The organism is Immundisolibacter sp., from assembly GCF_014359565.1.
Classification (GTDB): domain Bacteria; phylum Pseudomonadota; class Gammaproteobacteria; order Immundisolibacterales; family Immundisolibacteraceae; genus Immundisolibacter.
Map to the genome: position 1 here is coordinate 53,991 of NZ_JACIZD010000009.1, position 23,756 is coordinate 77,746.

Sequence of the window (23,756 nt, forward strand, 5' to 3'; positions counted from 1 at the left end):
ATGGCCTCGCCGGTTCCCTTGGCGCGGCCGGGTGTCGCGCTGGCGCTGATTCCGCTGGCCAGTTTCCTGGGGCCGTTCATCGCCACCGCCATCGTGGTGGCGCTGCCGCAGATTTCGGCCGCGCGCGGCTTCACGGTGGGGCAGGCCGGCTGGTACACGAGTGCCTATTTCGTGGCTGCGGCGGTGTTCATGATGCCGGTCGCGCGGGCCGGAGACCTGTACGGTCGCGGTCCGGTGCTGGCGCTGGGCGCGGCCATCATCGCCATCACCAGCCTGTTCGGTGCCTGGGTCAGCGATCCGTATGCGCAGATCGGCCTGCGTCTGCTGCAGGGCGTGGGCTCGGCCGGCGTGTTTGGCACCGGCCCGGCGCTGCTGGCGCATCAGGTGGCGCCCGAGCGGCGCGGCCGGGCGCTGGGCCTGAACATTACCGTGACCTATGTCGGCCTGACTGCCGGGCCGGCGCTGGGCGGCGTGCTCACGCAGGCGTTTGGCTGGCAGTCGGTGTTCTATCTGACCGGCGTGATTGGTCTGGCGGTGGCGATTGCCCTGTGGCGGCTGCTGCCGCACGCGGCGGCCACGGCGCCCGGCGGGCGTTTCGACCTGCCCGGCGCGCTGTTGCTGGGCGGCGCGCTGGGCACGTTCTGGCTGGCCAGCGGCCGGCCGCAGCAGCGCGATGCGCCGCTGCTGCTGGCTCTGGCCGGGCTGCTGCTGTGGGCGTTCATCGCCCACCAGCGGCGCACGCCGCAGCCGCTGATCGACCTGCGCCTGCTGGCGCCCGGGCAGGGCCTGCGCTATTCGGCCGGCGCCGCCCTGCTGCACTACAGCGGCGTGTTTGGTCTGAGCTATGTGCTCAGTCTGGTGCTGCAGCACGGCCTTGGCAGCGGCGCGGCGCGCACCGGGCTGTTGCTGGCCATCCAGCCGGTGCTGCAGACCGTGCTGGCGGCGCCGGCCGGGCGCCTGGCCGATCGTGTGCCGGCGCGGCGCCTGACCATGGGGGGGCTTGGCCTGACCTCGACCGGCCTGGCGCTGGTCACCGTCACCGGCCTTGCCGGCAGCTATGGTCTGCTGCCGGTGGCGCTGGCCTGCATCGGCGTCGGCACGGCGCTGTTCGTGCCGCCCAACCAGCACGCGGCGCTGGCCGCGGTGCCGCCGTCGGCCTTCGGTCTGGCGGCCGGCCTCATGCAGACTTCGCGTTTGGTGGGGCAGATGCTCAGCATGGCACTGGCGGCGCTGCTGCTGGGCGTGCTTGCGCCGCACAGCCGGGCCGATTACCAGCACGCGCTGGCGGTCGGTGGGCTGGTATTCCTGGCGCTGTGTCTGGGCGCCTTCGCGGCGACGGCCAGGCGCCCGGTCGGGGCGGCCTGATGTCCCGCGGCCGCCCGCGGAATGTGTCAGGAGTTTTCAGCTGGACGCGCAGGACGGGGGCATGAGCTGGATCAGTATCGAGTGCCGCGCTGCGGCCGGGAGTCACGATGCGCTGTGTGGGCTCCTGGAGAGCGCCGGCGCGCTGGCGATCACCAGCCTGGATGCCGCGGATCGACCGGTGCTGGAGCCGCTGCCGGGACAGACGCCGCTGTGGCCCGAGGTGTGTCTGAGCGCGCTGTTCGAGGGCGATTACGATCCGGCGCCGCTGCTGGCCTTGCTCGCCAGCATGGGCGTGGCGGCCGTGAGCGGCGCGCGCGTGGCCGATCAGGACTGGGCGCGCAGCGGACAGGATGTGAAGCCGCGCCATTTCGGCGGGCGGCTGTGGGTCTGCCCGACCGGCGCGGCCGCGCCGGCGCCGGACGCGCTGGTGCTGCGTCTGGATGCCGGGCTGGCATTCGGTACCGGCGCGCATCCGACCACGGCGCTGTGCCTGCGCTGGCTGGCACGCAATCCCCCGGTGGGTGGCGAGGTGATCGACTGGGGCTGCGGGTCGGGCATTCTTGCGGTTGCAGCGGCGCTGCTGGGCGCGCAGCGGGTGTGGGCGCTCGACATCGACCCACAGGCCCTGACCGCGACCACCGACAACGCCGCCCGCAACGCAGTGTCGGACCGCCTGCGGGTGATGCAGGCCGAGGAATTGCCGGCCGGTGTCGCGGCCGACCTGATCCTGGCCAACATCCTGGCGCCGGTGCTGGTGACGCTGGCACCGCATTTGCTTGATGCACTGCGTCCGGGAGGCGCTTTGCTACTATCCGGCCTCCTCGAATCCCAGCTGCCGGAAGTGATGGCGGCCTTCGGATCGGCGCTGCGCTTCGATGTGCCGATCATCGACCAGGGCTGGGCCTGCGTGAAAGGGAGCAAACAATGAGCCTGCAATCGGTGCTGCTGCGCTGTCCGGGATGCGGCACCGTGTTTCGCGGCCCGGCCAGCGTGCCGGCACACGGCCGCGTCCGCTGCGGCGTGTGCAGCGAGGTGTTTGCGGCGCAGGCAGACGTCGCTCCGCTGTCCTCAGGACGTGCCGGCCATGCGGCGGATATTCCACGCCCGGCCTATGTGTCCGCGGTCGCGGCCGCGACACCGGCCGCGGGCCTGCTGCCGGCCCTGGTGGTGGTTCTGCTGGTGATGCTGGCCGGGCAGATGCTGTGGCTCGGACGCAACCGCGCGGCCGAGCTGCCGGCCCTGCGGCCACTGCTGGAGGCTGCCTGTCAGCGCCTTGGCTGCAGCCTGCCGCCGTTTCGCGACTTGCGGGCGATTCGTGTTACCGAGGCGCGCGTGACCTCGCACCCGGACTATGCCGGGGCACTGCTGGCGGTGGTCAGGCTCGAAAACGGGGCGCCGCTGGCGCAGCCCTGGCCGCGACTGGCGCTGGCGCTGACCGGCCCCGCTGACGCGGTCGTTGCCGAGCGCATGTTCGAGCCGGCCGAATATCTGCCGGCTGAGCAGCAGGGCAATCCTCAGTTTGTCGCCGGCGCCACGGTCGAGGTGCGCCTGCCGCTGGCGGACCCGGGCATGGCGGCGGCCGGTTTCAGGTTCACCCTGCACTGAGACCGGGCAACGAATGCGCCCCCATCGACCGGTCGCCTGGGCTAACATTGCGCCCCGGTCGCGGCCAGTGCGCCTCGCCGACCGGCTCCATTTCGAACAAACGGATCAGCGCCAGAAGACGGCGGCGGGGTTTCTGACCCTGAACGTCGGTGGCGCACAGGGAGTCAATGCATGAGACCCGCCGATGTCAGCGTTCCTGCTGATCAGCACGCTGCGCCGCCGTGGGACACCCAGTACCCGGCTCAATCCCTGGCGCAGTGCGTGGCAGCCACCGTGCGCCGCTATCTGGATGAACTGGGCGACAGCGAGCCGACCAACCTGCACCAGCTGCTGCTCGAGCAGGTCGAAAAGCCCCTGCTGGCAGTGGTGATGGAGAAGGCGCGCGGCAACCGCTGCCGCGCCGCCGAGGTGCTGGGCATCAACCGCAACACGCTGCGCAAGAAACTCCTGCAATACGGCCTGTGAGGGCCGCCCCGCCCCGGGTCGGACTCGCCCGGGGCCTGACATCTGCACTATCCACAAGGTTCTGTCGTGACTCATAGCGTGCGCCGCGCCCTGCTCAGCGTGTCGGATAAGGCCGGCGTGGTGGATCTCGCCCGCCGCCTTGTCGCCCGCGGTATCGAACTGCTCTCCACCGGCGGCACCTGCCGCGCCCTGCGCGAGGCGGGCCTTGCCGTGCGCGAGGTGGCCGAGGTCACCGGTTTTCCGGAAATCATGGACGGCCGGGTCAAAACCCTGCACCCGCTGATCCACGGCGGCCTGCTGGGCCGGCGCGGCGTCGACGACGCGGTGATGGCCGCCCACGGCATCGCGCCGATCGATCTTTTGGTGCTGAACCTGTACCCGTTCGAGGCCACCGTGGCGCGGCCGGACTGCACGCTGGAGCAGGCGGTCGAGCAGATCGACATCGGCGGGCCGGCCATGCTGCGCGCGGCGGCCAAGAATTTCCGCCACGTCGCGGTGCTGACCGAGCCGGGCCAGTACGCGGCGGCGCTCGAGCAGATCGAGGCCAGCGGCGGGGTAGGGGATGCGGAGCGTTTCGCGCTGGCCGTGGCCGCCTTCAACCACGTTGCCAACTACGACGCGGCGATCAGCGATTACCTGTCGGCGATCCGCCCGGACGGCACACGGGCCGAGTTTCCGGGTCAGGCCAACGGCCGCCACGTGAAGGTAATGGACCTGCGCTACGGCGAGAATCCGCACCAGCAGGCCGCCTTCTACCGCGACCTGCGCCCGGCGCCCGGCACGCTGGCCACGTTCCGCCAGTTGCAGGGCAAGGAACTGTCCTACAACAACCTGGCCGACGCCGATGCCGCCTGGGAGGCGGTGCGTGGCTTCCAGGCGCCGGCCTGCGTGATCGTCAAGCACGCCAACCCCTGCGGCGTGGCGCTGGGTACGGACCCGGCGGATGCCTACGAGCGCGCCTACTCCTGTGATTCGACCTCGGCTTTCGGCGGCATCATTGCCTTCAACAGGCCGCTGGACGCCGCCGCGGCCGCGGCCATCGTCGGCCGGCAGTTCGCCGAGGTCATCATCGCGCCTGCGGTCACTGCCGAGGCGCTGGCAGCTACCTCCGGCAAGCCGAACATCCGCGTGCTGGAGGTCCCGCCGGGCGATGGCCATAACACGCATGAGGTCAAGCGCATCGGCTCCGGCCTGCTCATCCAGACCGCCGACACGCACGTGCTGGCGCGGGCTGATCTGAAGGTCGTCACGCGCCGCGCGCCGACGCCGGCCGAGTTCGACGACCTCCTGTTCGCCTGGGAAGTGGCCAAGTACGTGAAATCGAACGCCATCGTCTATGCCGCCGGCCAGCGCACGCTGGGCATCGGCGCCGGGCAGATGTCGCGTGTGGATTCCGCGCGCATCGCGGCCCTGAAAGCCGCCGAGGCGGGTTTCGAACTGAGCGGCGCGGTGATGGCCTCGGACGCGTTCTTCCCGTTCCGCGACGGCCTGGACGCCGCCGCCGAGCGCGGCATTGCCGCCGTCATCCAGCCGGGCGGCTCGATGCGCGACGCCGAAGTCATTGCCGCCGCCGACGAACACGGCATGGCGATGGTGTTTACCGGCGTGCGCCACTTCCGGCACTGAGGCGGCGTGCAGACCGCGTTGCTGCTGATCGTCGGCCTGGTCCTGCTGCTGGGCGGCGCCGAGCTGATGATTCGCGGCGCGGCGCGGCTGGCGGTGGCCACCGGCCTGTCGCCTCTGGTGGTCGGCCTGACGGTGGTGGCCTTCGGTACCAGTGCGCCGGAGTTGGCCATTAGTGTGGACGCGGCGCTGCGCGGCGCGCCGGCCATCGCCGTCGGCAACGTGGTCGGCAGCAACATCGCCAATGTCCTGCTGATTCTCGGCCTGAGCGCGCTGCTGGCGCCGCTGCTGGTGGCGCGTCAGCTGATCCGACTCGACGTGCCGCTGATGCTGGCGGTGTCGGTACTGGTCATGCTGCTGGCGCTGGACGGGCGCATCGGCCGCGTCGAAGGCGGCGCGCTGGTGCTGATGGCTGTCGCCTACACCGCTTTCGTGGTGCGTCTGGCGCGGCGCGAATCGGCCGCCGCCCGGGCCGCCGCGGCGCAGGCGCCGGAACCGGCCGTGCGCACCGTGTGGTGGCGCGATCTGGCGCTGGTGCTCGTCGGCCTGGCGTTGCTGGTGCTGGGTGCCCGTGCGCTGGTGAGCGCCGCGGTGTCCATTGCCCTGAGTCTGGGTCTGAGCGAGCTGGTGGTCGGCCTGACGGTGGTGGCCGTGGGCACGTCGCTGCCGGAGATCGCCGCTTCCGCCGTGGCCACGCTGCGCGGCCAGGGCGAGATGGCGGTCGGCAACGTGGTCGGCAGCAACATCTTCAATCTGTCGGCGGTACTCGGCACCAGCGCCGCGGTGGCTGACGGCGGCATGCCGGTCAGCGCTGCGGCGCGTACCTTCGACCTGCCGGTGATGACGGCGGTGGCCTTCGCTTGCCTGCCGATCTTTTTTAGCGGACACCGCATCGCCCGCTGGGAGGGCGGTCTGTTCCTGGGCTATTACGTCGCCTATACCGCGTATCTGCTGCTGAACGGCGCCGGGCACGACGCCGCGTCGTTGCTCGGCCGGGCGATGATGGGCTTCGTGCTGCCGCTGACGGCCATCACGCTGGCGGTGGTGACCGTGCGCGCCTGGCACCTCCAGCGCGACCCCTGAGCGTTATCTGGACGAGGACGACCCGTGAAACTTCTGGTGATTGGTTCCGGCGGCCGCGAGCACGCCCTGGCCTGGAAACTGGCGCAGTCGCCGCGCGTCACGCGCGTTTACGTCGCGCCCGGCAATGCCGGGACGGCCACCGAGCCGGGGGTCCAGAACGTCGCCATCGCGGCCGAGGACGTAACGGGTCTGCTGGCGTTTGCGCAGCGCGAGGCGATCGATCTGACCGTGGTCGGCCCGGAAGCGCCGCTGGTGGCCGGTGTGGTGGACGCCTTCGCCGCCGCCGGCAGGCGCTGCTTCGGGCCGAGCCGGGCCGCCGCGCAGCTGGAGGGTTCCAAGGCCTACGCCAAGGAGTTCCTGCGCCGGCACGCCATTCCGACCGCCGCCTACGAGACCTTCGAGGACCTGGCCGCCGCGCTGGCGCACGTTCGCGCGCGCCCGCTGCCGATGGTGATCAAGGCCGACGGCCTGGCGGCCGGCAAGGGCGTGGTGATCGCCCACCGGCGCGACGAGGCCGAGGCCGCCGTGCGCGCCATGCTCGGCGAAGGCGCGTTTGGCAGCGCCGGGGCGCGGCTGGTGGTGGAGGATTTCCTGGTCGGCGAGGAGGCCAGCTTCATCGTCATGGTCGACGGCGGCCACATCCTGCCGCTGGCCACCTCGCAGGACCACAAGGCGCGCGACGACGGCGATCGGGGCCCCAACACCGGCGGCATGGGCGCGTATTCGCCGGCGCCGGTGGTCACGCCGGACATCCACGCCCGCATCATGGCGCAGGTGATCGAGCCCACGGTCGCGGCCCTGACAGCCGACGGCACGCCCTACACCGGTTTTCTGTACGCCGGGCTCATGATCGACGTCAACGGCGCGCCACGGGTGCTGGAGTTCAATTGCCGCCTGGGTGATCCGGAAACGCAGCCGATCATGCTGCGGCTGCGCTCGGACCTGGTGGACTTGATCGAGGCGGCGCTGGATGGCCGGCTGGACCAGGTCCAGGCCGACTGGGATCCGCGCCCGGCGCTGGGCGTGGTGCTGGCGGCGCAGGGTTATCCGGGCGAGTACGCCACGGGCACGCCGATTGCGGCCTTGCCCGTGGCCGAGCCGCCGGACAGCAAGGTGTTCCATGCCGGCACGGCCGTGCGGGACGGGCAGATCGTGACTGCCGGCGGGCGCGTGGTGTGCGTCACGGCGCTGGGCGACAGCGTGGCGCAGGCGCAGCGCCTGGCGTATGGGGTGGTGGAGCAGGTCGCCTGGCCCGGCGCGCTGTACCGGCGCGACATCGGCTACCGGGCCGTGGCGCGCGAACGGACACCCGGCTGACCGCAGCCATCGAAAAATTGTAGGAGCCCGGCTTTGCCGGGCGATCATCGCGCAGCAAAGCTGCGCTCCTACCGGGTTTTGCCCGACGGCGGGCGCTAATACAAGGCCAATACAAGGGGTTTGCCATGAGTGGCGTCGACGTACCGGCGGTGTCCGCCTATCTGACGGATCTGCAGGACCGCATCTGCAAGATGCTGGAGGCCGAGGACGGCCACGGCCGGTTCCAGGAGGACCCCTGGCAGCATGCCGGCGGTGGCGGCGGGCGCACGCGGGTCATCGAAGCCGGCGCCGTGATCGAGCGCGGCGCGGTCAATTTCTCGCACGTGCAGGGCACGGCGCTGCCGGGCACCGCCAGCGAGCGCCATCCGGACCTTGCCGGCTGCCGGTTCGAGGCGCTCGGCGTGTCGCTGGTGATCCACCCGCAAAACCCCTATGTGCCGACCTCGCACGCCAACGTGCGCCTGTTCGTCGCCTACCGGCCGGACGGCGCGCCGGTGTGGTGGTTCGGCGGCGGTTTCGACCTGACGCCCTACTACGGCTTCGACGAAGACTGCGTGTTCTGGCACCGCCAGGCGCAGGCTGCCTGCGCGCCGTTCGGGGCCGATCTGTACCCGCGCCTGAAGCGCTGGTGCGACGAGTATTTCTGCAACCATCACCGCGGCGAGCAGCGCGGCATCGGCGGGATTTTCTTCGACGACTTCGACGAAGGCGGCTTCGCGCAGGCCTTCGCTTTCCTGCGCAGTGTCGGCGAGCACTACATCGCCGCCTATCAGCCGCTGGTGGCGCGCCACAAGCACACCCCATACGGCGAGCGCGAGCGGGATTTCCAGCTGTTCCGGCGCGGGCGGTATGTGGAGTTCAACCTGCTGCACGACCGCGGCACGCGCTTTGGCATCCAAAGCGGCGGCCGGGCCGAGTCGATCCTGGTGTCCATGCCGGCGCTGGCGGCCTGGCGCTATCGCTGGCAGCCCGAGCCGGGCACGCCGGAGGCAGCCTTGACCGAAAAATACCTGCAGCCGCGCGACTGGCTGGGTTGAGCGCCTGCGGCGCTGTGTCTCAAGGTGGGAGGCCCGCCCCCGGGCCGAATGCCTGATTCGAAGATTCGCGGCGGGGCGTCGCTCCAGCAGGAGCGTGATCACGGCGTTTCGATGCGCCTTATCCGCCGCACCAGGCCGAGGGGTTGACCGGCCGGCCGCGGTGGCGGATCTCGAAATAGACGCCGCTGGCGTTGCCGCGGTCGCCAACATTGGCGATCGGCTCGCCGGCCGCGACCCGTTGGCCGGGGCGTTTCAGGATGGCGTCGTTGTAGCCGTACAGGCTCAGGTAACCCTCGCCGTGGTCGACGATCACCAGTAGTCCGTAGCCGCCCAGCACGTCGGCGTAGACCACCTTGCCGGCATGGATGCTGCGCACGGTGCTGCCGGGGCGGGCCGCGATGACCACGCCGTCCCAGCGCGTGCGCCCGCTCTCGCGGGTGGTGCCGAAACGGGCCTTCAGCTGGCCGCTGATCGGCCAGGGCAGGCGGCTGCGACGGGCCGAAAAGCGCTCACCGGGCAGGCTCGGCGTCGGGGTGGCGCTGACCAGCGGGCCGGCGCTGCCCGGTGATTTGCCGGCCGGTGGCAGGCGGGCCGAAGGTGCACCTGTGGGTGCTTGCGGGGCTTTTTCGACGGCGGCCTGGGCTTGCTGTTCGCGCTCGCGCTCTTGTTCTCGCTCGCGCGCACGCGCCTCGCGGCGCGCGATGTCGGTGAGCAGGTCATTGAGTTCGCGCTGGTCCTGCTCGATCGCCCGCACGCGCTGTTCGCTGCGGCTGACCTCGCTTTCGGCCTGCGCCAGCAGGGTCTTGCGCTGCGCGCGCAGTTCGGCGAGCTGTGCCCGCTGCTGCTCCAGATCGCGTTGCTGGTCTGCCAGTGCCGCGACGTCGGCGGCAATCTGCGCATCGCGTTCCTGAAAGGCATCCAGCTGGCGGCGCAGGTCGCCCAGGCGCGCCGCCTGCGCGTCCGCGACATAGCGCTGGTACCGCAATTGGCGCGTCAGGGCGGCCGGATCCTGTTGGTTCAGCAGCAGTTTCAGGCGATCGGCGTTGCCGCTGCGGGCGGCCAGGGCGAGGCTGCGCGCCAGCGCCTGGCGCTGCACGTCGAGGCGTGCCCGCGCCTGCGCCTGCTGGGCGCGCAGCTCATCCAGGTTGCGCTGCAGGGCCGTGGAGCGGCGTTCGGTTTCGATCAGGCGGGTGTTCACCTGCGCCACCTGCCGGTCGGCTTCGGCCAGGCGGCTGCGCAGGCTGTCGCGCTCCACCAGGCGCTGGCGCAGGGTTCCGAGCACCTGGCCCAGCTCGTCGCCCAGCTTTTCCAGGCGCGATTTGGCCTGCGCGGCGTCGTTGGCCGATGCCGGTGCCGTGCCGGTCAGCAGCGCCAGCGCACACAGGCCGATGGCCGAAAGCGGTTTGAAAAGCGGGGGCACGACGCCAGGGCGGGGCAGGGTGTTTGAGGCGGCGTGCATAGTAAACTCTCGCCCGCGCTGGACCCAGCGCCCCCTTCGCTTTTGCTTCCGTGCAGGCCCATGGCTTTCGTCCTTGCCAATATCGAATTGTTCGCCGCATTCGCCGCGGTGGCGGCCTTGCTGGGCCTGAGTTACTCCCTCGAAGGCATGCTCGGTTACCAGCCCACGCTGCCGGGCGACGCGGTGCGGCTGATGAATGCCGGCGCCAGCGTGCTGGACCTGCGCCCGTCGGCCGAATTCGCCGCCGGACACGTGCGCGGCGCGGTCAATGTGGCGCCCGACGCACTGGCCGAGTGGGCCGCCAAGCAGCGCAAGACCAAGCCGCGGGCGGTGCTGCTGATCGCCGCGCCGCGCCAGTCCGTGCTCGGCCCATCGCGCCTGCTGCGGGCGCAGGGCTTCGAGCCTGTTCACGTGCTCAAGGGCGGCATGCGCGGCTGGGCCGAGGCCCAGTTGCCGCTGGCCAAGTGAGCCGTCGTCGGTTCTGCCCCACACCGGAGCCTATTGCATGGTCACGATTTACACCGGCGCCCTGTGCGGTTACTGCGCCATGGCCAAACGCCTGCTCGACAGCAAGGGCGTGGCCTATCAGGAGATTCCGGTCGACATGGACGTGGCGCGCCGGGCCGAGATGGAACAGCGCAGCGGCCGGCGCACCGTGCCGCAGATATTCATCGGCGCGCAACACATCGGCGGCTACGATGATCTGGCGGCCCTGGAACGTGCCGGCAAGCTGGACGCCCTGCTGGCCAGCGACTGATCGACCCTTCACTCACATCAGGAAACCTTTTCATGGCCGATGACACCGGCGCCGCGCAGGCGCCGCAACCGCAGTTCAATATTCGCCGCATCTACCTGAAGGACATGTCCTTCGAGTCGCCCAAGGCGCCGCAGATTTTCGACGCCACCACGCAGCCGCAGATCGACCTGCAGCTGGGCGCCGGCGCCGCGCAGGTCGGCGAGAACCTGCACGAGGTGGTGGTGAACGTGACCGCCACCGTGCGCAGCGGCGAGGACACCGTGTTCCTGGTCGAGGTGCAGCAGGCCGGCCTGTTCCATATCGAGGGGGTGCCGGCCGAGCAGATGGGCTGGGTGCTGGGCGTCACCTGTCCCAATGTGCTGTTTCCCTATGCCCGGCAGGTGGTGTCGGACGCCACTGTAGCCGGTGGCTTTCCGCCGCTGCTGCTGGCGCCGGTCAACTTCGAGGTGCTCTATCAGCAGCACCTGCAGCGCCAGCAGGCGGCGCCGGCCGACGGTCAGCTGACGCACTGAGCGCCGCCGCGCAGCGGAACGCGCGACGTGACTGACACCCTGGCGGTGCTGGGCGCCGGCTCCTGGGGCACGGCACTGGCCATTGCCCTGGCCCGTCGCGGCCACATGGTGCGCCTGTGGACCCTGGCGCCGGGCGACGCGGCGAGCATGAACGCACTGCGCGTGAATGCGCAGTTTCTGCCCGACATCGTGCTGCCGCCGCCGCTGACCGCCACGGCCGATCTGGCCGCAGCCCTGGCCGGCGTGGCCGGCGTGCTGGTGGTGGTGCCCAGCAGCGGCTTTCGCGCGGTACTGGGCCGGCTGGCGCCCTTGTTGCCGGGGCGCGAGATTGCCTGGGCGACCAAGGGTTTCGAGGAAGACAGCGGCAAGCTGCTGCACCAGGTGGCGGCCGAGGAGCTTGGGGCGGACGTTGCCTGTGTGGCCGTGTCCGGGCCGAGTTTCGCCGCCGAGGTGGCGCTCGGCTTGCCGACCGCCGTGACGGTAGCCTCGCCGGATGCACAGGCGGCACAAGCCTGGGTGGGCCGGCTGCACGGCGGGTCACTGCGCGCCTACCGCAGTGACGACCTGATCGGCGTGCAGGTGGGCGGCGCAGTCAAGAATGTGCTGGCCATCGCCGCCGGCATCGCCGACGGGATCGGCTTCGGCGCCAATGCCCGCGCCGCGCTGATCACCCGCGGCCTGGCCGAGGTGCAGCGTCTGGGCCTGGCGCTGGGCGCGCAGCGGGACACGTTTCTGGGACTGAGTGGCCTGGGCGATCTGCTGCTGACCTGTACCGACAATCAGTCGCGCAACCGTCGTGTCGGTCTGGCGCTGGCCAGCGGCAAAACGGTCCAGCAGGCGGTGGATTCGCTGGGCCAGGTGGCCGAAGGCGTGGTCACGGCGCGGGGCGTGCAGCGTCTGGCGGCACGGCTGGGCGTCAATATGCCGATCTGCAACGCCGTCTACCGGGTACTTCATGAACAGAAGGACGTGCGTGAGGCCGTGCAGGAACTGCTGGCACGGGAGCCATCGGCCGAGTTGTAGGGAAACGTGAGGGGTTTTTGGCAGGAGCGCCTTTGGGCGCGAAGACCTGCCCCGAGCGCGCCATCAATAACGGCGTTTGTCGTTCGCCAGCGGCACCGCTGACCTCGGTTCAGCCCGACGGACCCTCACCATCGAAGCCCTGCTGGCGCCAGGCCTCGAACACCGCCACCGCCACGGCATTGGAAAGATTCAGGCTGCGGTTGCCGGGCCGCATCGGCAGGCGCAGCACCTGCTCGGCCGGCAGGCGATGCAGCACCTCGGCCGGCAGACCACAGGTCTCGGAGCCGAACAGCAGCGCGTCGCCCGGTCGGTAGGCCACGTCGCTGTACAGCCGCCGGCCGCGGGTGCTGAAGGCCCACAGGCGCGGCGCGGCAAGACCTTGCAGGCAACTTTCCAGATCCGCGTGGCGCTGCACCGTGGCGTACTCGTGGTAGTCCAGCCCGGCGCGGCGCAGGCGCGCATCGTCCGGCTCGAAGCCGAGCGGTTCGACCAGGTGCAGCGCGGCGCCGGTGTTGGCGCACAGCCTTATGATGTTGCCGGTGTTGGGCGGGATTTGCGGTGACAAGAGGATGACGTGGAACACGGGTCAGGCACGATGAGCGATGCGGGGCTGTTGCGGACCGAACTGTGCGGACTGAGTCTGCGCACGCCGCTGGTGCTGCTGTCCGGCTGTGTCGGTTTCGGGCAGGAATATACCCGCGTGGCCGGCTTCAGCCACCGCGACGTGGGCCTGGTGGTGCTCAAGGGCACCACGCTGGAACCACGCCTGGGCAATGCCCCGCACCGCCTGGCCGAGACCCCGGCCGGCATGCTAAACGCCATCGGTCTGCAGAACCCGGGCGCGCGGGCGGTAGTGCGCGACATCCTGCCGCGGCTGGACTTCTCGGGAACCCTGTTCGCGGCCAATGTGTCCGGCGCCACGGTGGAGGAGTACGCGGAAGTCACGCGCATCTTCGACGACTCGCCGGTGGCGGCCATCGAGCTGAACATCTCCTGTCCCAACGTGAAGGCCGGCGGCGTGCAGTTCGGCAACGATCCGCAGATGTCGGCACGCGTGGTGGAGGCTTGTCGAAGAATGACGCGCAAGCCACTGATAACAAAGCTCTCACCAAACCAGACCGACATCGCCGAGAACGCCCGCCGCTGCATCGAGGCCGGTACCGATGCCTTCGCCGCCATCAACACCCTGCAGGGGATGGCAATCGACCTGGGGCAGCGCCGCCCGGTGCTCGGCAACCGCCAGGGCGGTCTGTCCGGTCCGGCCATCAAGCCGATCGCGCTGCTGAAGGTGCGTCAGGTGTACGAGGTCGCGGCAAAGCATGGCGTGCCGATCATCGGCCAGGGCGGGGTCGCCTGTGCCGACGATGCGCTCGAGTTCCTGTTGGCCGGGGCGAGCGCGGTCGGCGTCGGCACGGCGCTGTTCTATGACCCGCTGATCTGTCCGACCATCAACCAGGGCATTGCCGACTACCTGCGTCGGCACGACCATCACAACGTGAGCGCGCTGGTCGGCGCGCTGGCCTGGTAAATCCGTCAGCGGCCGGCCCGGCACAGTGCCCACACGTCGACCCTCGCCACACCGGCGCGCTTGAGGGCCAGCGCCAGCGCGCCGGCCGTGGCGCCGGTGGTCATCACATCGTCCACCACGGCCACGTGGCTCACGGCGGGCGGCTTTTGCACGGCGAACGCACCGCGCACGTTGCGCCGCCGGTCGGCCAGCGCAAGTCCGGTTTGCGGCGCCGTGGCGCGTATGCGCCGGCAGGCGTGGGCGTCGACCGGGATGCCCAGTCGCCGGCCGGCCTCGCGGGCGATGGCCTGCGCCTGGTCGTAGCCGCGCTGGCGCAGGCGCCGGTCGTGCAGCGGCACCGGAATCAACAGTTCGGGCCGTTCCCAGTGTCCGGACTGGGCGGCCTTGGCAAGCAGGGCGCCGGTCAGGCGGGCAAGACCCAGCCGGCGGCCGAACTTGAGGCGCTGCACCAGGCGGTCGAGCGGGGCGGCGTAGTGAAACGCCGCGTGAGCACGGTCCTGCGGTGGCGGGTGACGCAGGCAGCGGCCGCACACGCCGGCCACCGGCAGCGGCTGTGCACAGCGCTCGCAGGCCCGGCCCAGATACGGCAGCTCACCGCGACACGCGTCGCACAGCGGCAGGCGCTCACTGCCGGCTGCGCCGCACAGCGTGCACTGCGGCGGCAGCAGCCAGGCGAGCAGGGCGTCGAGATGTTCGTCAACTTTGGGGTTCATGTCAGGTTGACACAGTGGCGTTCACGGCTATTCTGAATGCCGCCGCCGCGGGCGGCTCGTGTCCTGCACCGTTTCCGGAGTCCGCCCTTGACCGCCATTCGTCACGACTGGACGCGCGCCCAGATTCGCGCCCTGTTCGAGCTGCCGTTCAGCGACCTGCTGCACCGCGCGCAGACCACGCACCGCGCCCATTTCGATCCCAACACCGTGCAGGTCAGCACGCTGCTGAGCATCAAGACCGGCGCCTGTCCGGAGGACTGCGGCTACTGCCCGCAAAGCGCGCACCACGAGGCCGACCTGCAGCGCGAGGCGCTGCTGGACGTGGATGCCGTGGTCGCCGCCGCGCGCGCCGCGCGCGATGCGGGGGCCAGCCGCTTCTGCATGGGCGCCGCCTGGCGCAGCCCGCGCGAGAAGGATTTCGTGCGCGTGCTGGACATGGTGCGGCAGGTCAAGGCGCTGGGCCTCGAGACCTGCGTGACGCTGGGCATGCTCGGTGGCGACCAGGCGCCGCGCCTGAAGGCCGCCGGCCTGGACTACTACAACCACAACCTGGACACCTCGCCCGAGTTCTACGGCCAAATCATCACCACCCGCACCTTCCAGGACCGCCTGGACACCCTGCAGCAGGTGCGCGATGCCGGGCTGAACGTGTGCTGCGGCGGCATCGTCGGCATGGGCGAGGCACGCGAGGACCGGGTCGGCCTGCTCGAATCCCTGGCCACCCTGCCCGAGCACCCGCAAAGCGTGCCGATCAACTATCTGGTGCAGGTGGCCGGCACGCCGCTGGCCGGCACGCCGGCGCTCGAGCCGCTGGAGTTCGTGCGCACCATCGCCGTGGCGCGGATCCTGATGCCGGCCTCGGTGGTGCGCCTGTCGGCCGGCCGCGAGAGCATGGACGACGCCCTGCAGGCGCTGTGTTTCCTGGCCGGTGCCAACTCGATCTTCTACGGCGACAAGCTGCTGACCACCGGCAACCCGGCGGCCGAGCGCGACCGCGCGCTGTTCGCGACACTGGGCATCAACGCCGCGGAGCCGGCCGTGCGCTGCGCCGCGCCAGCCGCGCCGGCAGCCGGTTTGACCGACGTCGCGGTCGCTGCCGGCGGGTGAGCTTCGATCTGGAAGCGGGCCTTGCAGCCCGCCGCGCCGCGGGTCTGTACCGCGAGCGGCGGATTGCGCAGTCGCCGCAGTCGCCGCTTCGCAAATTTCCCGGCGGCGAACTGCTGACCTTCTGCAGCAACGATTACCTGGGTCTTGCCAATCACCCGGCGGTGGCCGCCGCGCTGGTCCGTGGCGCGCAGCAGTGGGGAGTCGGCGCCGGTGCCTCGCACCTGCTGGCCGGCCACACGGCGGCTCACCATGCGCTGGAAGAGGAGCTCGCCGCGGCCGTCGGCCGGCCGCGAGCCTTGCTGTTCTCGACCGGCTACATGGCCAATCTGGGCGTGCTGGGCGCGCTGCTCGACCGCCAGTCGGCGGTGTTCTCGGACCAGCTCAACCACGCCTCGCTGATCGACGCGGCGCGCCTGTGTCAGGCGCGGGTGAGCGTTTATCGGCACGGCGACGCGCCGCATCTGGCCGAGCAGCTGGCGGCCGATGGCGCGCCGCGCCGGCTGGTCATCACCGACGGCGTGTTCAGTATGGATGGCGATCTGGCGCCGCTGGTCGAACTGGCGACCCTGGCGCAGCAGAGCAAGGCCTGGCTGATGGTCGACGACGCGCACGGCTTTGGCGTGCTGGGGCCGGGCGGCGCCGGCAGCGTGGCGCAGGCGGGCCTGGACGGCGCCGCGGTGCCGGTGCTGATGGGCACGCTCGGCAAGGCGCTGGGCTGTTTCGGTGCCTTCGTGGCCGGCAGTGAGGCGTTGATCGAGACGCTGATCCAGCACGCCCGCAGCTATATCTACACCACCGCCCTGCCGCCGGCGCTGGCCGAGGCCACGCGCGCCGCCCTGCGCCTGGCGCGGGTCGAGTCCTGGCGGCGCGAGAAGGTGCAGGCGCTGGTGGCGCGGTTCCGCGCCGGAGCCGGCCAGCTCGGCCTGCCACTGCTCGAATCGACCACGCCCATCCAGCCGCTGATCGCCGGCAGTGCGCAGCGAGCGCTGGCCTGGAGCGCGCACCTGGAGCGGCTCGGCCTGCTGGTGCCGGCGGTGCGCCCGCCCACGGTGCCTGAGGGCACGGCGCGCTTGCGCATCGTGCTCACCGCCGCCCACGAGGAGGCGCAGGTGGATCGCCTGCTGGACGCGCTGGCTGGCTTGCCGGACCGGGCATGAGCGCTGGCGCGCCATGAGTCGCGATGCTGAGGCCGAATTTCGCCTCGACACGCGCCGGGTGCGCCGGGCCTTCGATAGGGTCGCGGCGGGCTACGAGACCCGCGCTGTGCTGCAGCGAACGGTCGAGGCGCATTGCCTCTCGCGGCTGGACCTGGTGCGCCTCGCGCCGCAGTCGATTCTCGATCTGGGCTGCGGGCCGGGGGTCGCCGGACGGGCACTCCTGAAACGCTACCGGGGCGCGCAGGTCACGGGGGTCGACTTTGCCCCGGCCATGCTGCGCGTGGCGCGCCAGCGGCGGCGCTGGTTTTCGGCGCAGCGCTTCGTGTGCGCGGCCGCGCAGGCGCTGCCGCTGGCACCCGACAGCGTGGACCTGGTGTTCAGCAACCTGACCGTGCAGTGGTGCAACGACCCGGCCGCCGTGCTGGCGGAGGTGTGGCGCGTGCTGCGGCCCGGCGGGCTGTTCATGTTCACCAGCCTGGGCCCGGACACGCTCAGGGAGCTGCGCGCGGCCTGGCGGGCGGTGGACGGCGCCACGCACGTGAGTGCCTTCATCGACATGCACGACCTGGGCGATGCGCTGGGCCGCAGTGGCTTCGAACAGCCGGTGCTGGACGTGGAGCGGTTCTGTCTCACCTATGCGGACGTGCGCGCCCTGGCGGTGGACCTGAAATCCATCGGCGCCGGCAACGTCACAGCCGGCCGGCGCCGCCAGCTCACCGGCCGGGCGGCCTGGTCGGCCATGGAAGCGGCTTACGAAGCGTCTCGCAGCGAAGGTCGCCTGCCGGCCACCTACGAGGTGATCTATGCGCACGCCTGGAAGCCGCTGGTGTTACGGCGCCATGATCCGCAGGCACCCCAGCCGCTGAGATTTCATCCGCCGCGTCGTGGGCGCGCATGAGCAGGGGATTTTTCGTCACCGGCACCGACACCGGGGTCGGCAAGACCCGCGTCTCGGCCGGCCTGATCGCGGTGCTGCGCCAGCAGGGTCTGCGCGTGGCCGGAATGAAGCCGGTGGCCAGTGGCTGCGCCGCCACGCCGGCGGGCCTGCGCAATGACGATGCGCTGGCCTTGATCGGCGCGAGCGGTGGCGATTGGCCCTATGAGTGGGTCAATCCCTATGCCTTCGCGCCCCCCATTGCGCCGCATCTGGCGGCGGCGGACGTGGGATCGACGATCCGCTTCGCGGTAATCGAGCAGGCCTTCGGTCAACTGGCCGCGCAGTCCGACTGCGTCGTCGTGGAAGGCGTCGGCGGCTGGCGGGTGCCGCTCGGGCCGGACGGCGATGTGGCGGATCTGGCCATGGGCCTGCAGCTGCCGGTGGTACTGGTGGTCGGCCTGCGGCTGGGCTGCCTGAATCATGCCGCCCTGACGGCGGCCGACATCCGCCGTTGTGGTCTGCCACTGGCCGGCTGGGTGGGGAATGCGATCGAGACCGGTTTTGAGCGCCTGGATGACAACCTGAAGGCCCTGGGCGACAGCCTGGCGGCACCCTGTCTGGGCGTGCTCCGCCACGCTGCCGCGGCCACGCCGGCCAGCGTCGCCCGGGATTTGCGCGCGCCGCCGATTGGTTCCTGATGCCTGTGAACGAGCCACCTTCCAGGCCGCTTCGGCTTGTCAGGGGGTAGCGGCCGCGGGTAGTATTCGCGCGGCTTTTTGTCGCAGGTGCGCTACGCATTCCAGCGGCGGCGCGGGTTACCCGCCCGGACGGTGCAGCAGGAGGTGGCGGTGGCGCTGCGCATGCAGCAGACGCGGGACGGCACTTGGCGTTTCGAGCTGCTTCCGAACCGATCCAGCTCCTGGACGCAGACCAGGCGCTTTCTGATGGTGATCGCGCTGCTCGATGGCCTGATCGCCCTGCTGTTTGCCTGGCAGGGTCTGTGGCTGGTTTTGCCCTTCAGCGGGCTTGAGGTGGCGGCCCTCGGGGCTGGCCTGTATTGCTGCTCGCGGGCCACGTATCGGCGCGAGCTGATTCTGGTTGAGGGGGAACGGGTCGTCGTGTTGCGCGGCGGTGAACGGGTCGAGTGTCGCGACGAGCTTGCGCGCGCCTGGACCAGGTTGCAGTGGCAGTCGGTGTGTGAGCGCGGGTGCAGCCGCCTGCTGCTTGGTTCGCATGGGCGGTTTTTTGAAATCGGGGCTTTCCTGGTCGAGACCGAGCGCCGGCAACTGGCCGGCGATCTTGGCCGCCTGCTGGGTCAGCCGTTGGGCGCACGGGCGCCCGAGATTGCTCTTGATGCCGGATTGAACAGGGAGATGGGTCTTTGAAGATGAGACAAAAACGTCACGCTGCGCCCGGGCGACTGCTTGGCATCTTGCTGGCTGGCCTGGCGACGCAACCGGCCCGTGCCGAGTATGGGATGAACCTTGTGCGCGGTGCCACGGACCTGAGCCACCGCGTGTTCGACCTGCACATGATCTCCCTGTGGGTCTGTGTCGCCATCGGCGTGGTGGTGTTCGGCGCCATGTTTTATTCGCTGTTTGCGTTTCGCAAATCGCGCGGCGCCGTGGCGGCCAATTTCCACGAGAACACGACGGTCGAGGTGGTGTGGACGATCATCCCGTTCATCATCCTGATCGCCATGGCGATTCCGGCCACCCGCACCCTGATCGCCCTGGAGGACACCTCGGATTCCGGGCTCACCATCAAGGTCACCGGCTACCAGTGGCGCTGGCAGTACGAGTACCTGGGCGAGGACGTCAGTTTCTTCAGCAACCTGGCGCAGAGCAGCCGGGATGCCATGAATGGCGATCCGACCGGTATCGAGCATTACCTGCTGGATGTGGACAACCCGGTCGTGGTGCCGGTCAACACCAAGGTGCGGTTCGTCATCACCTCGAACGATGTCATCCACTCGTGGTGGGTGCCGGCGCTGGGCTGGAAGCAGGACGCTATCCCCGGCTTCATCAATGACAGCTGGACCAGCATTCCGCAGCCGGGCGTCTATCGTGGACAATGCGCGGAGCTGTGCGGCAAGGATCACGGCTTCATGCCGGTAGTCATCGAGGCCAAGACGCAGGCAGACTATGAAACCTGGCTGGCGGCCAAGAAGGCCGAGGCCGAGGCCGCAAAAAGCGGCGCTGACCGGGAATGGACCAAGGACGAGCTGATGGAACGGGGCAAGACGGTGTATGGCACCTATTGCGTCGCCTGCCACCAGGCCAACGGTCAGGGCATCCCGCCGGCTTTCCCGGCCCTGGCGGGTGGCGTTCTTACCACCGGACCGGTCGAGGGGCACATCGACCGGGTCTTGCATGGCAAGGCCGGCACCGCCATGCAGGCGTTCGGTTTGCAGCTGAACGACGTCGATCTGGCTGCGGTGATCACCTATGAGCGCAACGCCTTTGGAAATGACAAGGGTGACCTGGTGCAGCCGAAACAGATCAAGGCGTTGCGCTGATCCAGCGCCTGCCTGACCCGTACGCTACGTCGCAAGATTCACGGTCCGGAGGACACGCCATGGCAACTGTGGCCCACGAAGTCGATCATCACCACGGCCCGGCGCGCGGAATTTCGCGCTGGCTGTTTACCACCAACCACAAGGACATCGGGTCGCTGTACCTGTGGCTGGCGTTGATCATGTTCCTGACCGGCGGCTCGCTGGCCATGCTGATCCGCGCCGAGCTGTTCCAGCCGGGCCTGCAGCTGGTCGAGCCGGAGGTTTTCAACCGTCTGACGACCATGCACGGCCTGATCATGGTGTTCGGCGCCGTGATGCCGGCCTGGACGGGTTTTGCCAACTGGATGATTCCGCTGATGGTCGGCGCGCCGGACATGGCGCTGCCGCGCATGAACAACTGGAGCTTCTGGATCCTGCCGTTCGCCTTCAGCCTGCTGATGAGCACCTGGTTCCTGGAGGGTGGTGCGCCGGCATTCGGCTGGACCTTCTACGCGCCGTTGTCCACCACCTTTGCGCCGTCGACAACCGATATATTCATTTTCGCTGTGCATCTGATGGGCTTCTCGTCGATCATGGGCGCCATCAATGTCATCGCGACGGTGCTGAACATGCGTGCGCCGGGCATGACGCTGATGAAGATGCCCCTGTTCTGCTGGACCTGGCTGGTGACGGCCTTTCTCCTGATTGCCGTAATGCCTGTCTTGGCGGGCACGGTGACCATGATGCTGACCGATCGCCATTTCGGCACGAGTTTTTTCAGCGCTGCCGGCGGTGGTGACCCGGTATTGTTCCAGCATGTGTTCTGGTTCTTCGGGCATCCCGAGGTTTACATCATGATCCTGCCGGCGTTTGGCGTGGTGTCGGAGATCATTCCGACCTTCGCCCGCAAGCAGATTTTCGGCTATGCCTCGATGGTGTACGCCATCTCGGCCATTGCCTTCCTGTCGTTCATCGTCTGGGCACATCACATGTTTGCCACCGGCATGCCGGTGGCGGGCGAGCTGTATTTCATGTACGCCACCATGCTGATCGCCGTGCCGACCGGTGTGAAGGTGTTCAACTGGGTGACTACGCTGTGGCGCGGCTCGATTACCTTCGAGACGCCGATGCTGTTTGCTCTGGCCTTCGTATTCCTGTTCACCATCGGTGGCTTCTCGGGCCTTATGCTCGCAGTCGGCCCAGTCGACATGCAGTATCACGACACCTATTTCGTGGTGGCGCATTTCCACTATGTGCTGGTGCCAGGCGCGGTGTTCGCCCTGATGGCCGGCGCGTATTACTGGATTCCGAAGTGGACCGGCCACATGTATGACGAGCGCCTGGGCAAGCTGCATTTCTGGTTGTCGGCGATTTCGGTCAACGTGTTGTTCTTTCCGATGCATTTCGTCGGCCTGCAGGGCATGCCCCGGCGCATTCCGGACTACGCGCTGCAATTCGCCGATTTCAACCGCATTGCCAGTATCGGCGGCTTCGTGTTCGGCCTGTCGCAGCTGCTGTTCGTGTACATCATGATCAAGACAGTGCGCGGCGGCGTGAAGGCCACCGACCGCGTCTGGGAAGGCTCGCACGGACTTGAATGGACGCTGCCTTCGCCGGCGCCCTACCACAGCTTCACGACCGCCCCGGAAATTCGCTGACGCACATGGCAGACCGTATCGCGTCCGTGCGCAGGCCGAATCGCTGGTTACTAATCGGCCTGGCGGCGCTGGTGGTTGCCATTTATTCGCTGACCATCATGGTCCAGATGGGGTAGCACGACGATGCACGAACGTCAGCGCGGTATCGCGCGCACCACCCGTCGGCTGTTGCTGGCGGTCGGGCTCATGTTCGGTTTCGGCTTCGCGCTGGTGCCGCTGTACAACGCCATGTGCGAGGTGGTGGGCCTGAATGGCAAATCGTCCAATCTGACCGGTACGGCATCCGCCCCGCAGGAGTCGACCGGCCAGCCGCCGGCGGTGGGTCGCGAGGTGACGGTCGAGTTCGTGGCCAATACGAATGCCGATTTGGCGTGGGATTTCCAGCCAAAGGTGGCGCGCATGAAAGTTCGGGTCGGTGAAACCGCCGAGGCGGTTTATGTGGCCCGCAACCGCGCGGCGCACGAGGTGACCGGTCAGGCGATCCCGAGCGTGGCGCCCGGTGTCGCCGCGAAGCATTTTCACAAGATCGAGTGTTTCTGCTTTACCGAACAGAAGCTCGCAGCCGGCGAACAGAAAGACATGACGGTCCGTTTTCGCGTTGATCCGGATCTCTCCAGTGAGGTGCGAACGGTGACCCTGGCGTACACGTTCTTCGACCTGCACAAGGCGCCTGCGGATGCGCATGCCGGTCACGCCGCGGCCGGTGGCTGAGCGCCCGCGAGTGGCCAAAACGTTTTATTTGGAGGATTGACAGGAATGGCACAGGCACACGGCGGATATTACGTACCGGCACAGACCCGCTGGCCTATCGTGGGCGCGCTGGCGCTGACGCTGATGGTGATCGGCGGCGTCAACTGGCTGCACGCGCATGAGGTCGGCAAGCTGGTCTTGCTGGGCGGCCTGCTGCTGCTGCTGGTGATGGTTTTCGGCTGGTTCGGCAACGTCATCCGTGAGAGCCAGGCGGGCCTGAACAACGAGCAGATGGACCGCTCCTACCGTTGGGGCATGGCCTGGTTCATTGTTTCCGAAGTATTTTTCTTCGCCGCCTTTTTCGGCGCCTTGTTCTTTGCCCGTAATTTTTCGGTTCCGTGGCTGGGCGGGGAAGGCGATGTCATGAAATCGCTGACTCACGGCTTTCTGTGGCCGAATTTCGAGGCGACCTGGCCGTTGATCAACCCGCCCAAGGCCGAAGGCTTTGACGTTCCGACCGGCACCGTGCCGGCCTGGGGTGTGCCGGCGCTCAATACCGCGATTCTGTTGACAAGCGGCGTCACGATAACCATCGCGCACTGGGGCCTGCTCAAGAACAAGCGGCCGCAGCTGATTCTGGGCCTGGCCGCCACCGTGGCGCTGGGCGTGCTGTTCCTGTATTTCCAGGCCGAGGAATACGCGCATGCCATGCATGAGCTGAACCTGACCATGGCATCGGGCATCTATGGATCGACCTTCTACATGCTGACTGGCTTTCACGGAGCGCACGTGACGCTGGGCACCATCATGCTGATCGTGATCCTGCTGCGCAGCATCAAGGGTCATTTCACGCCGGAACACCACTTCGGTTTCGAGGCGGTGGCCTGGTACTGGCACTTCGTCGACGTGGTCTGGCTCGGCCTGTTCGTGTTCGTCTACTGGTTGTGACCGGGCGGGCTTGCCGGGAAAGGCTGGTGCGGCTGCAGGACGCCGCTGGCAAAACCCGCGAGCAGCAGCAGGAACAGCACTACCGACAGGCCGATCCGCCAGGTCAGGGCGCGCGCCATGCGATCGTGCCCGCGTCTTGGTCCCAGCATGGCAAACACGGCTGAGCCCAGCGCGATCAGGATGGCCGCCAGCATGGCCAGAATGAACGCCTTAACCAGCATGATCGCCCCTCGCCAGAGTTGAATGTGACGCATTCTAGTCCCGCAGCGGCGGGCTGACGGGTGCGTGTCATGCCCGGATTCCGCCACGGTTCTCGCAGGCACCGCTTTCGCCCG

General features: G+C 69.0%; 26 protein-coding genes. 22 read left to right on the plus strand and 4 right to left on the minus strand.

Annotated elements, in window-relative coordinates; all coding sequences use genetic code 11:
* The 8 genes from H5U26_RS10775 to hemF all read left to right on the plus strand — a co-directional run bounded on the left by H5U26_RS10775 (position 1) and on the right by hemF (position 8,495).
* Positions 1-1,365 (plus strand): MFS transporter, encoded by a 1,365-nt coding sequence (locus H5U26_RS10775; protein WP_290619507.1) that lies wholly within the window; start codon positions 1-3, stop codon positions 1,363-1,365.
* Positions 1,366-1,426: 61 nt separating this feature from the next.
* Complete coding sequence (prmA, locus tag H5U26_RS10780; RefSeq protein WP_290619508.1) at positions 1,427-2,293, plus strand: 50S ribosomal protein L11 methyltransferase; 867 nt, start codon at positions 1,427-1,429, stop codon at positions 2,291-2,293.
* A complete protein-coding gene (locus H5U26_RS10785) occupies positions 2,290-2,970 on the plus strand; it encodes a zinc-ribbon and DUF3426 domain-containing protein (protein WP_290619509.1) in 681 nt (226 codons plus the stop codon). Before prmA ends, H5U26_RS10785 begins: the two co-directional genes overlap by 4 nt.
* Positions 2,971-3,141: 171 nt before the next feature.
* Positions 3,142-3,435: a helix-turn-helix domain-containing protein gene (locus tag H5U26_RS10790; RefSeq protein WP_290619510.1), complete on the plus strand. Its 294-nt coding sequence runs from the start codon at positions 3,142-3,144 to the stop codon at positions 3,433-3,435.
* A 66-nt stretch (positions 3,436-3,501) separates the two neighbouring features.
* Positions 3,502-5,061: a bifunctional phosphoribosylaminoimidazolecarboxamide formyltransferase/IMP cyclohydrolase gene (gene purH, locus H5U26_RS10795; protein ID WP_290619511.1), complete on the plus strand. Its 1,560-nt coding sequence runs from the start codon at positions 3,502-3,504 to the stop codon at positions 5,059-5,061.
* 6 nt (positions 5,062-5,067) lie between these two features.
* Positions 5,068-6,141 carry a calcium/sodium antiporter gene (locus tag H5U26_RS10800; RefSeq protein WP_290619513.1) on the plus strand — a complete coding sequence of 358 codons (1,074 nt, stop codon included), beginning with the start codon at positions 5,068-5,070 and terminating at the stop codon, positions 6,139-6,141.
* 24 nt (positions 6,142-6,165) lie between these two features.
* Positions 6,166-7,458: a phosphoribosylamine--glycine ligase gene (purD, locus tag H5U26_RS10805; RefSeq protein ID WP_290619515.1), complete on the plus strand. Its 1,293-nt coding sequence runs from the start codon at positions 6,166-6,168 to the stop codon at positions 7,456-7,458.
* 125 nt (positions 7,459-7,583) lie between these two features.
* Entirely contained in the window at positions 7,584-8,495 is a 912-nt protein-coding gene (hemF, locus tag H5U26_RS10810) for an oxygen-dependent coproporphyrinogen oxidase (protein WP_290619517.1), read from the plus strand.
* 118 nt (positions 8,496-8,613) lie between these two features.
* On the opposite strand, the gene H5U26_RS10815 is transcribed toward hemF, so the two are convergent.
* A complete protein-coding gene (locus H5U26_RS10815) occupies positions 8,614-9,915 on the minus strand; it encodes a peptidoglycan DD-metalloendopeptidase family protein (protein WP_290619519.1) in 1,302 nt (433 codons plus the stop codon).
* Positions 9,916-10,014: 99 nt separating this feature from the next.
* Here H5U26_RS10815 and H5U26_RS10820 point away from each other — a divergent pair, with 99 nt between their 5' ends.
* From H5U26_RS10820 to H5U26_RS10835, 4 genes are read left to right on the plus strand one after another with little or no spacing between them, the layout of a single operon-like run.
* A complete protein-coding gene (locus tag H5U26_RS10820) occupies positions 10,015-10,422 on the plus strand; it encodes a rhodanese-like domain-containing protein (protein ID WP_290619521.1) in 408 nt (135 codons plus the stop codon).
* A gap of 37 nt (positions 10,423-10,459) precedes the next feature.
* Positions 10,460-10,711 (plus strand): glutaredoxin 3, encoded by a 252-nt coding sequence (grxC, locus tag H5U26_RS10825; protein ID WP_290619523.1) that lies wholly within the window; start codon positions 10,460-10,462, stop codon positions 10,709-10,711.
* A gap of 32 nt (positions 10,712-10,743) precedes the next feature.
* Positions 10,744-11,223 carry a protein-export chaperone SecB gene (gene secB / locus H5U26_RS10830; protein WP_290619526.1) on the plus strand — a complete coding sequence of 160 codons (480 nt, stop codon included), beginning with the start codon at positions 10,744-10,746 and terminating at the stop codon, positions 11,221-11,223.
* A 27-nt stretch (positions 11,224-11,250) separates the two neighbouring features.
* Positions 11,251-12,246: an NAD(P)H-dependent glycerol-3-phosphate dehydrogenase gene (locus H5U26_RS10835; RefSeq protein WP_290619528.1), complete on the plus strand. Its 996-nt coding sequence runs from the start codon at positions 11,251-11,253 to the stop codon at positions 12,244-12,246.
* Between the two features lie 109 nt (positions 12,247-12,355).
* On the opposite strand, the gene H5U26_RS10840 is transcribed toward H5U26_RS10835, so the two are convergent.
* Complete coding sequence (locus H5U26_RS10840) at positions 12,356-12,829, minus strand: tRNA (cytidine(34)-2'-O)-methyltransferase (protein WP_366055934.1); 474 nt, start codon at positions 12,827-12,829, stop codon at positions 12,356-12,358.
* A gap of 12 nt (positions 12,830-12,841) precedes the next feature.
* On the opposite strand from H5U26_RS10840, the gene H5U26_RS10845 reads away from it, so the two are divergent.
* Positions 12,842-13,774 (plus strand): dihydroorotate dehydrogenase, encoded by a 933-nt coding sequence (locus H5U26_RS10845; RefSeq protein ID WP_290619532.1) that lies wholly within the window; start codon positions 12,842-12,844, stop codon positions 13,772-13,774.
* Positions 13,775-13,779: 5 nt separating this feature from the next.
* Here H5U26_RS10845 and H5U26_RS10850 read toward each other — a convergent pair whose 3' ends face one another.
* A complete protein-coding gene (locus tag H5U26_RS10850) occupies positions 13,780-14,487 on the minus strand; it encodes a ComF family protein (protein ID WP_290619534.1) in 708 nt (235 codons plus the stop codon).
* Between the two features lie 36 nt (positions 14,488-14,523).
* On the opposite strand from H5U26_RS10850, the gene bioB reads away from it, so the two are divergent.
* The 9 genes from bioB (at position 14,524) to H5U26_RS10895 (ending at position 23,421) form a co-directional block, all read left to right on the plus strand.
* Positions 14,524-15,594, plus strand: coding sequence for a biotin synthase BioB (gene bioB, locus H5U26_RS10855; RefSeq protein WP_366055935.1), 1,071 nt, complete (start codon positions 14,524-14,526; stop codon positions 15,592-15,594).
* Complete coding sequence (bioF, locus tag H5U26_RS10860; RefSeq protein ID WP_290619536.1) at positions 15,591-16,751, plus strand: 8-amino-7-oxononanoate synthase; 1,161 nt, start codon at positions 15,591-15,593, stop codon at positions 16,749-16,751. Before bioB ends, bioF begins: the two co-directional genes overlap by 4 nt.
* A 13-nt stretch (positions 16,752-16,764) precedes the next feature.
* A complete protein-coding gene (bioC, locus tag H5U26_RS10865) occupies positions 16,765-17,649 on the plus strand; it encodes a malonyl-ACP O-methyltransferase BioC (protein ID WP_290619538.1) in 885 nt (294 codons plus the stop codon).
* A complete protein-coding gene (bioD, locus tag H5U26_RS10870; RefSeq protein WP_290619540.1) occupies positions 17,646-18,326 on the plus strand; it encodes a dethiobiotin synthase in 681 nt (226 codons plus the stop codon). Before bioC ends, bioD begins: the two co-directional genes overlap by 4 nt.
* Before the next feature lie 150 nt (positions 18,327-18,476).
* On the plus strand, positions 18,477-19,013 hold the full coding sequence (locus H5U26_RS10875; protein WP_290619542.1) for a DUF2244 domain-containing protein: 537 nt from the start codon (positions 18,477-18,479) through the stop codon (positions 19,011-19,013).
* A 2-nt stretch (positions 19,014-19,015) separates the two neighbouring features.
* Positions 19,016-20,146 (plus strand): cytochrome c oxidase subunit II, encoded by a 1,131-nt coding sequence (gene coxB / locus H5U26_RS10880; RefSeq protein WP_366055936.1) that lies wholly within the window; start codon positions 19,016-19,018, stop codon positions 20,144-20,146.
* A 59-nt stretch (positions 20,147-20,205) separates the two neighbouring features.
* Positions 20,206-21,783 carry a cytochrome c oxidase subunit I gene (gene ctaD, locus H5U26_RS10885; RefSeq protein ID WP_290619546.1) on the plus strand — a complete coding sequence of 526 codons (1,578 nt, stop codon included), beginning with the start codon at positions 20,206-20,208 and terminating at the stop codon, positions 21,781-21,783.
* Positions 21,784-21,906: 123 nt separating this feature from the next.
* Positions 21,907-22,494 carry a cytochrome c oxidase assembly protein gene (locus tag H5U26_RS10890; RefSeq protein ID WP_290619548.1) on the plus strand — a complete coding sequence of 196 codons (588 nt, stop codon included), beginning with the start codon at positions 21,907-21,909 and terminating at the stop codon, positions 22,492-22,494.
* A 45-nt stretch (positions 22,495-22,539) separates the two neighbouring features.
* On the plus strand, positions 22,540-23,421 hold the full coding sequence (locus H5U26_RS10895; RefSeq protein WP_290619550.1) for a cytochrome c oxidase subunit 3: 882 nt from the start codon (positions 22,540-22,542) through the stop codon (positions 23,419-23,421).
* On the opposite strand, the gene H5U26_RS10900 is transcribed toward H5U26_RS10895, so the two are convergent.
* A complete protein-coding gene (locus tag H5U26_RS10900) occupies positions 23,409-23,642 on the minus strand; it encodes a DUF2909 domain-containing protein (protein WP_290619552.1) in 234 nt (77 codons plus the stop codon). The genes H5U26_RS10895 and H5U26_RS10900 overlap by 13 nt on opposite strands.
* Positions 23,643-23,756 lie beyond the last annotated feature (114 nt).